Source organism: Cohnella soli, from assembly GCF_042655525.1.
Taxonomy (GTDB): Bacteria; Bacillota; Bacilli; order Paenibacillales; family Paenibacillaceae; genus Cohnella; species Cohnella soli.
On sequence record NZ_JBHSMI010000020.1, the window covers coordinates 103,876 to 117,872 of the forward strand.

Consider the following 13,997-nt stretch of genomic DNA (forward strand, 5'->3'; position numbering starts at 1 on the left):
AGATGATGGAGGGAAGGAGGCGTTCCTTGGAGATGACCACAAATGCCTCGGGAAAGAAAAAGAAGATGACGAAGCGAGTATGGGGGTTGTATGCGCTTGCGCTTCCGTCGGTTATTCTCTTGGTGCTGTTCAACTACATTCCCATGTACGGCATCATCATTTCCTTTCAAGACTATTCTCTGTATGCAGGGGTCAAAGGCAGTGAATGGGTAGGGCTTAAGCATTTCATCTATTTCCTGAATGACGAGACATTCCATACAGTGTTGAAGAACACGCTTAAAATCAGCATTTACGATATTTTGTTCGGATTCACTGCGCCAATCCTCTTTGCGATATTGGCCAATGAATTAATGAGCAAGCGCTTCAAGCTGACCATGCAGACGATCTCCTATTTGCCGCACTTTCTCTCTTGGGTTGTCGTCGCCGGTCTTATGCAGCTGCTGCTCGAGAAGGACTCGAGCGGTGTAGTGAACGGCATGCTGAATTCTCTATTCGGCATCGACCCGATTGATTTCTGGGGCGAGAAGCAGTTGTTCGTGCCATTGGCTGTAGTAATCGATATTTGGAAGAGTGTCGGGTTTAGCGCGATTCTCTATTTCGCCACCATTTCTGGCATTCCCAGTGATCTTTACGAGGCGGCTTCAATTGACGGCGCTTCCAGATTTCAAAAAGTGATTCATGTTACTCTGCCAGGTATGCTGCCGATCATTGTACTCATGTTTTTGCTGAAAATTTCCACCATTTTTTTCGTCGGCTTCGATCGCATATTCAATTTGCAGAACACGTTTGTTTACGACACTTCCGAAGTTATCAGCACTTATGTATACCATGTCGGCTTGCAGCAATCGCAGTTCAGCCTGACGACCGCCATCGGGTTCGTACAGAGCGTGCTTGGCTTCACCTTGCTGATTGTTTCGAACCGATTGTCCAAAAAGATCGTCGGGTTAGGGTTGTACTAGGAACGGAGGGGATAGGAATGCATTACAGATCGAAATCGCGTCTCCTTTTTGAGGTGTTTAATTACGCAGCTTTCGGGGCATTCACACTCCTCATATTGTTCCCTTTCGCCAATGCGATCGCCATATCGTTCAGCGATTTCCAATCCGTAAGCAATGGAGAAGTGCGGTTTTGGCCTAAAGGGTTCAATACGGCGAGCTATGAATTGATCCTGACCAACAAATACTTTCTGGCCACTCTCGGCAATACGATCTTCTTGACACTGGTCAATACCTTGCTCACTATTGTGCTGGCACTGGCAGCCGGGTATGCCTTGGCGAGCAAGCATATGGTTGGCGGTAAAGTATTGATGAACTTCTACCTCATTCCAATGTACTTTACAGGAGGTCTGATTCCTTTTTACTTGATGGTTCAAAATTTGCAACTGGGCGAAACGTATTGGGCGCTTATTCTTCCGGTTGTAGTGAATGTGTTTTATATCATTATTTTCAGAAACTCGATTGCGAATGTGCCGGCAGAACTTGGAGAATCGGCGGAGATGGATGGCGCAAGCGATCTTGTGATATTGTTCCGCATCATCTTTCCCGTTATTAGTCCGATGGTAGCCGCATTCGTCATCTTCAGCGCGGTAACGTTCTGGAACGAGTGGTTTAATGTGCTGCTGTTTATATCAGATATGAAGAAATCAACGCTGCAATTCTGGTTGAGGGGCGTTCTGACCCGTACTTTCGATCCATTTCAATTGTTCGGAAGGGATACCTTGGTGAATTATCGAGCAAATGAAATGGCCGCGGCCATCGTCACTATTTTGCCGGTTGTTCTTATCTATCCATTTCTGCAGAGATTTTTCATTCACGGCATTATCGTAGGCGCGGTCAAGGGCTAGAACCTGACTTGGATGAGGCTGAATCCATCGGAAATTCATCAATCTGACCGAGCTCGGGAAGAGCTTATGGACAATAGAAAGGAATTGATCATATGAGCTTGGCAATCAATGGAGGCACGCCTGTACGGACGAAACCTTTCGCGAAGTGGCCGATTTTCGACGAATTGGAGCAGCAAACGCTGCTTAACGTGTTAAATTCCGGCAAATGGGGAGGCGTAGGGGGAACATTTAACGGAGAGGAACCGTATATCCCTCGGTTTGAACGGGAGTTCGCGAAGTATCAAGACGCCAATTACGGCGTCAGCTGCGTGAACGGCACGGTGGCGATCACGGTTGCGCTTCAGGCGGCAGGCGTAAAGCCCGGCGACGAGGTGATCGTTCCTCCTTATACGTTCATCGCGACCGCTACTGCTGCGCTTGCTTTCGGAGCGATTCCCGTATTTGCCGATATTGAAGAAGATACGCTGCTAATCGATCCGGACAAGGTGGAAGCGGCGATTACGTCGAAAACTAAAGCGATTATAGCCGTACATGTGGCCGGGGCGCCGGCCAACATGACGCGTCTGCTGGAAATTGCGCGCAAGCATAATCTCGCGTTGATCGAGGATGCCGCACAGGCTGTAGGCGCGCAGTGGGAAGGCAAAGGCGTTGGCGCAATAGGCGATTTGGGGACGTTCAGCTTTCAATCCAGCAAAAACCTGAACGCCGGCGAAGGCGGCATTGTATTAATGAATGAGAAATCGTTGTGGAGCGCCGCGTGGTCGATCTGCAACGTCGGACGTATTCCGGACGGAGGCTGGTACCAACACGAGGTGTTAGGCCAAAATTATCGGATGACCGACATTCAGGCCGCGTTATTGCTCGCACAGATGACACGGCTCGAAGAGCAAATGCAACGCCGCGAAGCTAACGTCGCCCTGCTGAATCGGTTGCTGAGCGGGGTTGAAGGGATTTCCCTGCTCAAGCAAGACCCTCGCATCACGAGGCATGCGAACCATGTGTATTTATTTAAGTTATCGCCTGATTTCGCTGCGAAGGCGAACAAGGAAGAGTTTATCCGTAGGGTGAATGCGGAAGGCGTCCCGGTGTTTTACGGTTATGTGCCATTGAACCGCACGAATGCTGTGCTTAGCGCGACGAAAGACTGGCTCGGGGAAGAGCGGGTTTACGATTGCCCCGTCTGCGAAAGATTGTGCGCGGCCGAAGCGTTGATGCTTAGCCAGAACGTACTGCTTTCCGAGGAACAAGCCATGTACGATATCGCCGAAGCTTTGGAGAAGGTTATCCGTTCGTATGTCGAATGAACGAAGCTTGAGGGTTGCTGTCGCAGGCTGCGGGACGATGGGAAAGTTGTATGCGTCGGTTTTGACCCGATTGGACGATGTCAAGCTCGCCGGTTTTTATGCGCGTCGATCGGAAAATGCGATCGACGCGGCCGCCGGCTTCGGAACCCGACTGTTCGCGTCGTATGAAGAGTTGCTGGAGGAAGCGGATATCGATGTCGTGTGCATTACGCTTCCTACTTATTTGCATCGACAATATGCGGTTCAAGCGGCCGAAAGAGGCAAACACGTTATTTGCGAAAAGCCGATGGCGCTAACATTGGAAGATACGGAAGCGATGATACGGGCAAGCGAGCGATATGGAACGCGATTGTTGGTTGGGCACGTGCTTCGTTTTTCCCCCGAGTACCGGAACTTGCGTAATCACATCCGGAACGGGAAGATCGGGAAGATCGGAGTCGGCCATGCGAGAAGAGCTAGCTTGCATCCGCCTTCAGAAAGTTGGTTCAAAAATGAAGAAATGAGCGGCGGAGTCTTGTTCGACTTGATGATTCACGACATTGATTTCATGCGGTGGACGCTGGGAGAAGTAAGAAGCGTTTACGCGTCATTAACGACCGCCCCTGGCATCGAATACGCGAATGCGACTTTGCGATTCGATAGCGGCGCCATCGTGAATCTGGATGCGCATTGGGGATACCCGGGACCGTTCCTTGCCGAAGCGGAGCTGGCCGGACAATCGGGCGTTATACGTTGCAGCAACCAACACGGGCAGCCTCTGATTGTTCGGCAAACCGAATCTCAAAGAACAGCGGAAGAAGGCGTGCATATTCCGAGTTTTCTGCTGCGCAAGGATCCGTATGAAGCAGAAATCGAGCATTTTATCGCATGTATCCGAGCAGGCATCGAACCGGTCGTATCGGCCGAGGATGCCAGCCGCGCCGTCGAAATCGCTCTGGCGGCCGGGCGTTCGGCGAGAACAGGACTTCCGCAAAAGCTATAGCTGTTCTAGGATCGGGATCGTTCGAAGGGAGGTTCGTTCATTGGATATCGTAAACATCGGAATCATCGGTTTCGCCCATCCCCATGTTCACAGTTATTTGAGTGTGCTGCTTGAGCGGAGCGATGTCCGCGTCTTGGGAGGATGGGACGAGGACTCGCACCGCGCGGCGACCGTACTTGGGCCGCCCGGATTGACCGTCTATGATACGCTTGACGCGCTGCTGTCATCGGACATCAACGCGGTTATTATCTGCTCGGAGAACGTTCGACACGCGGAATGGACGATCGCCGCGGCACAATGGGGAAAACATGTATTATGCGAGAAGCCCTTAGGCACAACAATGAAGGATATGAACGACATGGTTCGAGCTTGCCGGGAGGCGGGAGTCCAGTTAATGACGGCGTTTCCTTGCCGCTATTTTCCGGCGGTTCGCGAAGCGAAATTGACTGTGGAGCGCGGCGAAATTGGCACCGTCCTTGCAATCAAAGGGACCAACCGTGGGACGATGCCCGGGAGTTGGTTTGTTGATCCTTCCCTATCGGGGGGAGGTGCCGTTCTTGATCATACCGTGCATGTAATGGATTTGATGCGCTGGATTCTTGAAGACGAACCTGACGTTGTTTACGCGGAGATGGGACGGTTGTTTTACGACGAGCTGACTGTTGAAGACGCGGGGCTTGTACACGTTACGTTCCGAGGCGGGCAGAAGACTGTTCTGGACACCAGTTGGTCGAGAGGTAAATCCTTCCCCATGCAAGGTGACGTAGCTATGGAAATTATCGGAACGAACGGCATGCTCAGCATCGATGTCTATGCGCAGAAAAATGAATTATATTGCGACGAAAACGCGCGAGCCGAATGGAGCTATTGGGGGGATAACCCGGACAAAGATTTGATCGAGGATTTTGTCCAATCGATCAGGTTGGGCACTCCGGCCACGATAACTGGTGAAGACGGCTTGGCTGCCGCGGCTGTGGCGCTCGCAGCGTACGAATCGGCGCGGCTTGGCGTACCTGTGTCCATGGAGAGGAGTTAAGAAGATGCTGTTGATGGGAACAGCCAAAGTAAACATAACGCCTAACCAGCCTATTCCCCTTGGAGGGTTTGCTTCCAGACTGGGCTTGGGCGGTTTTCAAGGGATTTCGCATCCGTTGTACGCGAGAATTTTTTGTTTAGAGCACAGTGATGCGAGCGGGAAGTCGACATCGGCCGTGCTGGTCAGCGCTGATCTGCTCTGGTGGGGAAACCAGATGGTCGACGGGTTGAAGCAACGCATACGTGAGCTCTGCCACGTCGAAACCGTTATTCTTCATGGCACGCATACGCATTCGGGTCCGCAAATTTGGGACGGTTTCTCTGAATACGGCGGCAGCATAGACCTCTCCTACATTGCGGAACTCGAGACAACGGTGCTGCAAGGTGTTAAAGCTGCGATGTCCGACATGGAGCCGGTCACGGTAGAGGTCGGGCGCGGCGTTTGCGACATTGCAGTCAATCGAAGGAGCGCGGCCGACGACGGAGTACAAATCGCCTCCAATTCGAATGGTCCGGTAGACCATGAGCTGACTGTGCTTCGCTATAAATCGGCGCTCGACAAACGGACCAAGGCGGTGCTCGTTCATTATACGTGCCATCCGGTCGTGACGGCGGACAACCTGATTTCCTCGGAGTTCACCGGAGTTGCGATGGAGGAACTGGAGCAATCGATAGGGAATGGCGCGATCTGCGCCTACTTGCAGGGGGCCTGCGGGGATATCAACCCTCATGACGGAGATATGGGCGGGGACGAGCAGGTTGTCATGCTTGGACATCGGTTGGCCAACGACGTGAACAAGGTGCTGGTAGAAGCCATGAGCCCCGTAGGCTCCGTTAATCTCCGAGCTATGCGGATGAGAGTCGCATTGCCGCTGCAAGGGTTGCCGGAACGCGAATATTTGGAATCTCTGGTGGACGAACCGGGCGTAATGGGCGAGTGGAGCCGCAAACTGCTTTCCAGGCAGGAAGGACTCCCCGCGAGCATGCCTCTCGAGATGACGGGACTAGCTCTGGCCGAAGGCTTCTCTGTGCTGGCTATGAACGCGGAAGTCGTCGTCGCATACGGCTTGCATCTCAAATCGGCATCCAATAAAGCGGTCGTTCCGCTAGCATACAGCGACGGAATGATTGGATATATCCCGACGGCCAGGCAGTTGGAGGAGGGCGGATACGAGCCGATCGACTCTACCTATTATTTCGGCTTGCCGGCTCCATTCGCTCCTGAGGCCGAAGGCGTATTGCGGGAGGTACTGGACGTTGTCGCGCGCGAGTTCTGCGACGCCACGTGATCGCGAGGGAGGGTGCGTAATGAAAAAAGTTTTGCTGCTGGGAGACTCAATTCGTATCGCCTACATGCCCCTGGTTCAGACAAAATTGTCGGGAATCGCCGAAGTTGTCGGCCCGGAGGATAACGGAAGGTTCGCGAAATATACGTTATGGTATGCGGACGTCTGGATCGAGACCCATGGCAAGCCTGATGTCATTCATTGGAATAATGGCATCTGGGATGTCTATCATCACTCTACGGAACACGGCGTCTTCACCTCTCTTGAGGAATACGTCAGGACGATTAGGCAAATTCTCGATCGTCTGAAACGATCGGGCGCATCCATCATTTGGGCGACGACGACACCCGTTAGCCCGAACAACGTCAACTGCGACAATCCGGAGATCGACAAATACAACGAAACGATCCTGGCCCTGATGCGGTCGGAGAATGTCGCGATCAACGATCTGAACGCGATCATCAAGCAAGACCTGGGCGCCTATATCGGCGAAGATCATCTACATTTAACGCCGCAAGGAAGCGAAGCTTGCGCCGAAGCCGTCGCGAAGGCGGTGCTGCCTTATTTATAAGGACGGGATCGACAGAAATGCGGACGATTCGATAACCGTTATTCATAACGGTAAAATCTTAACGGAACGCGAAGGAATCATCGAGTCCGGAACGATCGCCTGGCGGGGCGAACATATCGCATACGTCGGCAAGGACGCGAATTTTCCTGATGAGCAATTTCAGGACGGACATTCGCTTGTCAGGATCGACGCGAATGGCGGATGGGTTGTGCCCGGTTTTATCGATGTGCATGTTCACGGCGGAGACGGCCGCGATTTCATGGAGGCGAACGACGAATCGTTCGACGCGATTACCCGATTTCACCGTAGACACGGTACAACGGGTTTGTTGGCCACGACGGTAACGGCTTCGCCTGAAGCTATAAAGCGAGTAGTCCGCTTCGCAAAATCGTATCAAAACAAAGATACGCACAATGCCGAACTGCTCGGTGTGCATCTCGAAGGCCCGTTCATTAGTCCGGCTCAGTCCGGCGCTCAGGATCCGAGATATATCGTATTGCCTCGGCGCGATTGGCTCGAAGGTTGGACGAGGGAGCACCCTAATACGATCCGGATGCTCACACTCGCTCCGGAACTTGACGGCGCACATTCGTTGATCGGCTGGCTTAACGAGCACGGCATCGTTGCTGCTTGTGGTCACACGAATGCTTCATACGACCAAATCATCGAAGCGACCGAGCAAGGTTTGTGCCATGCGGTGCATACTTTCAATGCGATGAAAGGGATTCATCACCGCGAGCCGGGTACCGTCGGCGCCATTCTCGATGATGCGCGCATCAGTGCTGAAATTATCGCAGACGGACATCACGTTCACCCTGCCTGTATCCGATTACTGGCTAAGCTTAAAGGGCCAGATCGGTTTATACTTGTGACCGATGCAATCGCGGCAACCGGGATGGCAGACGGGGAATACCATTTGGCGGGGCATGATGTTGTAGTGAAGGACGCGGTTTCCCGCTTGAAACACGGAGGCAATTTGGCAGGGAGCACGCTGACGATGATCGATGCATGTCGATACATGATTGAGACCGTCGGGCTGGACATCGGTCAAGTGAGCCGCTATGCGAGCGGCAACCCCGCTCGACTTCTAGGTCTCGAACGATGGATGGGAAGTCTCGAGGAAGGCAAATTAGCCAACGTGCTGCTTCTATCGCCGCAATTAGAGCTTCAAACGGTGTGGGTTCGCGGGAAGAATATTTGAACTCAACTATAAGATTAGATTAGCGCCTCTACTTCACCATAGGAGAGGGGCTTTTTTTTCTATGCCACGTTTTACAGCTAATTGCTTTCGGCTTGCCTAAGCTAGTCATGAGGCGACTCGAATGCTAAAATATTACATTGTAGTAGTATATATGCACATTGCATCGGGCCGGTTTGCTTCTCGCTGGCTTGATGAAGTGGGAGAGGCTCAAAATATGATAGAGGAGTACGTGTGGGCGATCTTCGTGTCAGAAGGTGACGGGGGCTTTCCCAACTTCTTTCCAATAGGACTCTTTAGTTCGTACGAAAGAGCCTTAGAAGAACTGGATACATTGCCGCAAGATATGAATTATCAACTTCTAAGGTTACCCGTCAATCGGATGTTTCCCTATTATCACAAGAAGAGCGGCAAGCTGATCGGTATGGATGGAATTCATCACGAACACTTTCATTTCAGGGATGATTCTGGAGGAGATTTATGAACATCAGGAAGGCTACTGAGGGAGATATAACCTCGCTGATCCTTATGCGATGGGAATTCACTCTTGAGCACCATCCAGACGTGCAAGATGATTACGATCTATTCGAAACGGAATGCCGAGCTTTCCTTGAACAGGCAATACGCGGTGAACGTTGGCACATTTGGGTTGCAGAGGTTGACGGAATCATTGCATCTCATATCTACATCCAATTGATTGATAAAGTGCCACGGCCAGGCAGAATCACATATCCATTTGCCTATATGACCAATGTTTATACCGATCCTGATTATCGGTCAAGAGGTATCGGTAGCCAACTGCTCAAAACAATTCAAGAGTGGTCGACGGCAAATAAATTTGAGTTCATCATCGTATGGCCGAGCGAGGAGAGTAGAGAGTTTTACGAGCGGAACGGATACTCTCTTTGCAATGATCCGATGGAACTTCAACTGTAAGGGTATACTAGCGTGATGACTATCCGGAAGGTGCAGATTGCAGATTCACGGTTAGAGGGAAATCTAACAATCGAACAGTATGTCGGCTATGACGGACACGTGTGTCCGCTCGAATAGAGAATGAATTCGAGCGAACAAACGCCGCGTTGTTTATTTTTTCGTTACTTCCAGCTTCATGACGTTCGACTGCATAATGATATTATTTTTGTTATCGATTACCCGAAGATCGACGTTATGTGATCCGTCATTGGCGAACAGGCTTGCGGGCAGATCGGCAGACAATTCCGTTTCGCTGACGTACGTTGTCGGGAACGCTTTGTCGTCGATGTAGACAACGCTACCGTGGGAAAAATTTTGTCCGGTTACGGTCAGTTTTATGTTGGCTTCTCCAACGTACGCAGAGGCAGGCGAAAGGCTAGTGACGGACATGGGACCGCTGCCGAGCGAATAGTTGGGATTGATGATTTTATCCTCGATCTCTTTGTAGCCGTGGCGATCGCCGAACATAATATCGTATTGCAAATACTCGTATTGTTTCAGATCCTCTTCCTTGATGTTCATGGCGGCGTACATGTTCTTCGGCGGAATGACAGGAATTTTCTTGTACAGCTCGCCAACATAATCCGTGTAATACGAGCCTTTCAACTTGGCCAAGTTTAACAGATACGGACCGATAAAAGATGGGCTCATGTACAGTTCGTCTTTGTGTTCAGGCAAGTAATTGTTCCAGACGACGAACGGTGTCGTGTACATTTTCTCCAGGAAGTTCGGATCGTCTTTGTCGCTAATATATTTTGTTTCGCGGTATACTTTGTAATTGTCGCCCAGCGCGGCTTTGTGATCACCGAAAAAAAGGATGATGGTCGGCTCTTTCGTACGGTTGAAATGCTCGACGAGCGTTTGCAACATTTTATCGGCGTCGGAAAGTCCGTGGGCATACGTTTCGAGCAAACCGATCGATTGACGGGATACGTTCGCTTGGATGTGTATCGTGTTGGTCTTGAATTTTCCGGGATAATAATGAAAGTGATTTTCCATTGTGTTGGCAAAAATGAAGTGAGGGCGTGCGTCTTTCTCGCTTTCGCTGATGATCATATTCGCGACTTCGCTGTCGGCAATATAAGGCCCCTCATATACCGGATTAAAAAACTCAATACTCTGGAAATTCCCAAAACCCAGATTTCTATAGACATTGCGCGAGTTGAAAAACCAGTTGTAGAATGGGCTGATCGCTGTCGACCTGTAGCCTTGGCGAGCTGTAATGCTGGCAAGCGAATCGACCGGATGGTTGATGTATTGGTTATACGGAATCGAGCCTTGCTCCATGAAACGCATCGAATTGCCTGTCAGCACCTCGAATTCCACGTTGGCAGTCCCGCCCCCGAACTGGGGGGAGAGAAATGTACCGTGGGTATATTTCTTTTGCAGCTCGTGAAAAAACGGCAGCGGGTCGCGGCTGAAGGTGAGGCCCGGAAGTGTCGTCTCATCGAAGAACGACTCACTCAGCACGACGATGATGTTCGGCTTGATGCCGCCGCCGTCAGTGGGGACGTTCGTCGTTATGTCCGTTTGGGAAAGGATGTTGTCTATTGTTTTTCCGTTGTATCCGTTTAATTGTTTGACAGATAAATGCTTCAAGTTCAAGATGGCAGACAAGGCAAAGCCGTTCGTTCGGACGTTCTCGGTTTGGTTCCAAGATATATTGTCGATGCCTGCGACTTGCTTGAGAGAGAAAGGCTGATCGGAACAGACGAAGAAAAAAAGAAGTGCCGCGGTAACCGCCATTGCGGAGCGTTCGCGCCATGTAGCTTGTGGATTCTGATGCGGCAGTTTATGCAACAGGCAATAGCCGCCGGCAATGAAGACAACGATGCCACAGATGTCGGAAACTGTGAAAATATGTTTGATATACTGCGTCATTTCCGATGTTTCGCTTGTCAGAAAAAAATCCATCGGAAGTAGCGGGACGCCTAGGATACGTTGCTTGATGCCGCTAACGAGACTGAGTAACAGAAGGGGAGCGGAAATGAGCCAGAACGCCCAGCGGGTTCTGCCGGTAAGTGCCGTAAAGACAAGCAGAAGAATAAAGACGATAACAGTGTTAAAAAACAATTGCTCGAATCTATGAACCCCCCAGGACCACGTTTCGGATAACGAATCCCTAGTCAAAAACTCCATCAACAACACGAGCCAGACGGATACCAGCGGCAAGGAATATCTTGTTGCGCAATAGCGCGCGGCCGTATGCCATTCAATTCTCATTAGGTGTCTCCCATATGCAGAATTAAAAAAACCGCTCACAAAATATGGGTGTAAGCGTTTTGTTAGGCGGTTTATTATCGTAGTGTAAAACCCACTTTATTATTATATCATGGTGAGTTGTTCGTCAGAAGCAGCATTCTGCTGGGTAAAGATGCTCACTTGAAATAGCCGTAGATCATTGGACGATAATAAATTCGTATATATAGATGAAGATAAGTCTAAAGAACTACTCGTAATTATCCGATAGAGATTGTATGGAACGGAATTATTTCCCTATCGAGGTATCGTGATGAATATAAGAACGAATATATTAGGTATTAATGCAAGTAATAACCTGCGAACAAACAATGATAAGAAAGCAAAGTCTATGGAAAAGCTTTCGTCTGGACTAGGAATAAATCGTGCTGCCGATGATGCGGCTGGTTTGGCGATATCAGAAAAGATGCGGGGACAAATAAGAGGGCTAAATCAGGCAAGCAGAAATATTCAAGATGGAATTTCAGTAGTTCAAACTGCCGAAGGTGGCTACCAAGGGATTACCGATATTATCCAACGGCAAAGAGAACTTATCATTCAGGGCATGAACGGTACCTATTCGGATTCCGATAAACAAATGATAGATTTGGAGATTAAGCAGCTTAATGGCGCTATTTCTTCGATTGCGGAGGGGACGAGCTTTAATACCATCAATCTGCTTAATCGCAATGATTATCAAGTATTCGCAGATCGTTCTAGCACGTCAACAACACTTACGACAAGCGACCCTGTGACTGCGTCTGGGTATACACAAATTGAGTTGCACCCAATCGGTACAGCAGATATACCAAGACATTTGATTAAAACTGAAGATACAACGGTTACGACGAATTCGAGTTCCAATTCGGGAAGTATTACTGAAATTATGCTTCCGACTGGAGAAACAGGATACAACGATTACAATGTAAATGTGGATACGACAACCGTAACAGACACGCATACTGAAACTTATGAGTCCCTTTCTGTTTCGTATGACCCTGAGTATTTGAAGCCTGCCGCATGGTATACAGTTAACGCCAATTATACACCATTAGCTCCTAAATACTTTCCCAATCTATACGGGCAGTTGATCGAGAACTTGGATGTCAATGGTTCTACGCGAGCGTTAGAGTATACGTCTAGGACAGGGACAGATGCTAACCCAGCTGTTGAATTTTTTACCTTTCCAGGAACTAATCTTAGCATAACAAGATCAAGAACGGTTATGCCTGACAACTCATTAGAAATTAAATATGAAATTACAAATCTTGATGCGGTAGATGCCAATGTGAAATTGAGTAGTTTACTCGACCCTCCATCGAATGCAGTGGTCTCAGATGCTTTAGGAAATCAATTGAATGTAGGGAATAACATAATTAACCCTCCGTCCGGAAACCAGTTCCAAATTGCTGGAGACATTGCGAATGCGACAATTGAGTTCGATGATGCGCTAGGAATACTCGCACCTACAGACCTTTCAATTTCTGTTCCCGCTTCGGGGCAGCCGCAAATTAACTTTGATTGGGATCTTACGTTAAATGCAGGGCAGAGCTTGACTATTGGATTCAAGTACGGGTCTTTCTCATTGAATATGGATGTTTATGAACGTACAACCGATTGGGATAAAGCACAGCATATCGAAACGACAACGGTCACGAACATTCGCGACATTGATTTCGAACCGCCCAAAATTAGGATTCAAACAGGAGATACAGGAAATGATTTCATCAAGATTCCTCTGTTTGATGCTAGTGCCGAAGGCTTAGGGATTACGAACATAGGTGTAAACCCTCCGGCTGATCCTAAACAATCATTAATGAAGCTGGATACTGCATTAACTACAGTGACAGGGCATAGGGGACTCTACGGAGCATATCAAAATCGCTTTGCGCATACATTGAACAACGTTATGAACCGCTCAGAAAACCTTTCCGCAGCAGAATCAAGGATAAGAGATACAGACATGACGAAGCAAATGATAGAATTTACACGTAGTCAAATTATAGGGGAAGCGGGACAAGCGATGTTAGCCGCGGCTAATACAATACCACAAAGTGTTTTGAAGTTGCTTGGATGATAAGATTAAATACATAGGTGACTCTACCGTATCGGTTCGACCCCGGTTCTCGGCACCACTTGATTTTATGAATTCAGGAATCCTCTTTTGCAGCGCTTGGGAACATCTCAGGCGAAGGTAATGGAGGATTTTTAGTTATGACAGGACGCTACTTAGAGCACCTTCTTCATTTCGGGAGGGGTGCCCTTGTCGCATTCGTCCGATATAGGGTTCACCAGAAAGTGGCGTTCACTGTCCAACGGGTTCTACGATATCAAGTGATATTAACGTTCGCATTGATTTTTGCTTGTTTCATTATTTCTGTTTGGAGATTAAAGTCTAATCCGAAATGGTCGTGGTAATCAATATGCATTTCAAACTCATCAGAGATGCAGGAAAATAGTTCCGCGTAGTCGAATCTGTTCGAATGGAACACACTCAGATTAAAACCGAATTAATTCAGCTAAGATCGTTGCTTGATCAAAATGATGAGACAAAAGCGCAAATCG

The 13,997-nt window shown here is 49.2% G+C and carries 12 protein-coding genes; 11 read left to right on the forward strand and 1 reads right to left on the reverse strand.

Annotated features, from left to right (window positions below; genetic code table 11):
- Window positions 1-32: 32 nt before the first annotated feature.
- The 10 genes from ACFPOF_RS10230 to ACFPOF_RS10275 all read left to right on the forward strand — a co-directional run bounded on the left by ACFPOF_RS10230 (window position 33) and on the right by ACFPOF_RS10275 (window position 9,155).
- Window positions 33-959 (forward strand): ABC transporter permease, encoded by a 927-nt coding sequence (locus ACFPOF_RS10230; protein WP_378132148.1) that lies wholly within the window; start codon window positions 33-35, stop codon window positions 957-959.
- 17 nt (window positions 960-976) lie between these two features.
- Window positions 977-1,843 (forward strand): carbohydrate ABC transporter permease, encoded by an 867-nt coding sequence (locus ACFPOF_RS10235; protein WP_378132150.1) that lies wholly within the window; start codon window positions 977-979, stop codon window positions 1,841-1,843.
- Between the two features lie 92 nt (window positions 1,844-1,935).
- Window positions 1,936-3,147 (forward strand): DegT/DnrJ/EryC1/StrS family aminotransferase, encoded by a 1,212-nt coding sequence (locus ACFPOF_RS10240; RefSeq protein WP_378132152.1) that lies wholly within the window; start codon window positions 1,936-1,938, stop codon window positions 3,145-3,147.
- Window positions 3,137-4,129 carry a Gfo/Idh/MocA family protein gene (locus tag ACFPOF_RS10245; RefSeq protein WP_378132154.1) on the forward strand — a complete coding sequence of 331 codons (993 nt, stop codon included), beginning with the start codon at window positions 3,137-3,139 and terminating at the stop codon, window positions 4,127-4,129. The genes ACFPOF_RS10240 and ACFPOF_RS10245 overlap by 11 nt, the downstream gene beginning before the upstream one ends.
- A 40-nt stretch (window positions 4,130-4,169) precedes the next feature.
- The gene (locus ACFPOF_RS10250) at window positions 4,170-5,165 is read left to right on the forward strand and encodes a Gfo/Idh/MocA family protein (RefSeq protein WP_378132156.1); all 996 of its coding nucleotides are present in this window, start codon (window positions 4,170-4,172) and stop codon (window positions 5,163-5,165) included.
- 4 nt (window positions 5,166-5,169) lie between these two features.
- On the forward strand, window positions 5,170-6,453 hold the full coding sequence (locus ACFPOF_RS10255; protein WP_378132158.1) for a neutral/alkaline non-lysosomal ceramidase N-terminal domain-containing protein: 1,284 nt from the start codon (window positions 5,170-5,172) through the stop codon (window positions 6,451-6,453).
- Window positions 6,454-6,472: 19 nt separating this feature from the next.
- On the forward strand, window positions 6,473-7,021 hold the full coding sequence (locus ACFPOF_RS10260; protein ID WP_378132160.1) for an SGNH/GDSL hydrolase family protein: 549 nt from the start codon (window positions 6,473-6,475) through the stop codon (window positions 7,019-7,021).
- 40 nt (window positions 7,022-7,061) lie between these two features.
- Window positions 7,062-8,222, forward strand: a complete 1,161-nt coding sequence (gene nagA / locus ACFPOF_RS10265; protein WP_378132321.1) for an N-acetylglucosamine-6-phosphate deacetylase — start codon at window positions 7,062-7,064, stop codon at window positions 8,220-8,222.
- A 121-nt stretch (window positions 8,223-8,343) separates the two neighbouring features.
- Complete coding sequence (locus ACFPOF_RS10270; protein ID WP_378132162.1) at window positions 8,344-8,703, forward strand: hypothetical protein; 360 nt, start codon at window positions 8,344-8,346, stop codon at window positions 8,701-8,703.
- Entirely contained in the window at window positions 8,700-9,155 is a 456-nt protein-coding gene (locus ACFPOF_RS10275) for a GNAT family N-acetyltransferase (RefSeq protein ID WP_378132164.1), read from the forward strand. Before ACFPOF_RS10270 ends, ACFPOF_RS10275 begins: the two co-directional genes overlap by 4 nt.
- Window positions 9,156-9,305: 150 nt before the next feature.
- Here the strand turns inward: ACFPOF_RS10275 and ACFPOF_RS10280 are convergent, their stop codons facing one another.
- Window positions 9,306-11,417: a sulfatase-like hydrolase/transferase gene (locus ACFPOF_RS10280; protein WP_378132166.1), complete on the reverse strand. Its 2,112-nt coding sequence runs from the start codon at window positions 11,415-11,417 to the stop codon at window positions 9,306-9,308.
- A gap of 289 nt (window positions 11,418-11,706) precedes the next feature.
- On the opposite strand from ACFPOF_RS10280, the gene ACFPOF_RS10285 reads away from it, so the two are divergent.
- Complete coding sequence (locus tag ACFPOF_RS10285; protein ID WP_378132168.1) at window positions 11,707-13,509, forward strand: flagellin N-terminal helical domain-containing protein; 1,803 nt, start codon at window positions 11,707-11,709, stop codon at window positions 13,507-13,509.
- Window positions 13,510-13,997 lie beyond the last annotated feature (488 nt).

Excerpts from the sequence above, each read along its gene's own strand:
- ACFPOF_RS10255 (WP_378132158.1), top strand. The coding sequence starts at position 5,170 with ATGCTGTTGATGGGAACAGCCAAAGTAAACATAACGCCTAACCAGCCT.
- ACFPOF_RS10260 (WP_378132160.1), top strand. The coding sequence starts at position 6,473 with ATGAAAAAAGTTTTGCTGCTGGGAGACTCAATTCGTATCGCCTACATG.
- ACFPOF_RS10230 (WP_378132148.1), top strand. The coding sequence starts at position 33 with ATGACCACAAATGCCTCGGGAAAGAAAAAGAAGATGACGAAGCGAGTA.
- ACFPOF_RS10245 (WP_378132154.1), top strand. The coding sequence starts at position 3,137 with ATGTCGAATGAACGAAGCTTGAGGGTTGCTGTCGCAGGCTGCGGGACG.
- ACFPOF_RS10235 (WP_378132150.1), top strand. The coding sequence starts at position 977 with ATGCATTACAGATCGAAATCGCGTCTCCTTTTTGAGGTGTTTAATTAC.
- ACFPOF_RS10240 (WP_378132152.1), top strand. The coding sequence starts at position 1,936 with ATGAGCTTGGCAATCAATGGAGGCACGCCTGTACGGACGAAACCTTTC.
- ACFPOF_RS10280 (WP_378132166.1), bottom strand. The coding sequence starts at position 11,417 with ATGAGAATTGAATGGCATACGGCCGCGCGCTATTGCGCAACAAGATAT.
- ACFPOF_RS10285 (WP_378132168.1), top strand. The coding sequence starts at position 11,707 with ATGAATATAAGAACGAATATATTAGGTATTAATGCAAGTAATAACCTG.
- ACFPOF_RS10270 (WP_378132162.1), top strand. The coding sequence starts at position 8,344 with ATGCTAAAATATTACATTGTAGTAGTATATATGCACATTGCATCGGGC.
- ACFPOF_RS10275 (WP_378132164.1), top strand. The coding sequence starts at position 8,700 with ATGAACATCAGGAAGGCTACTGAGGGAGATATAACCTCGCTGATCCTT.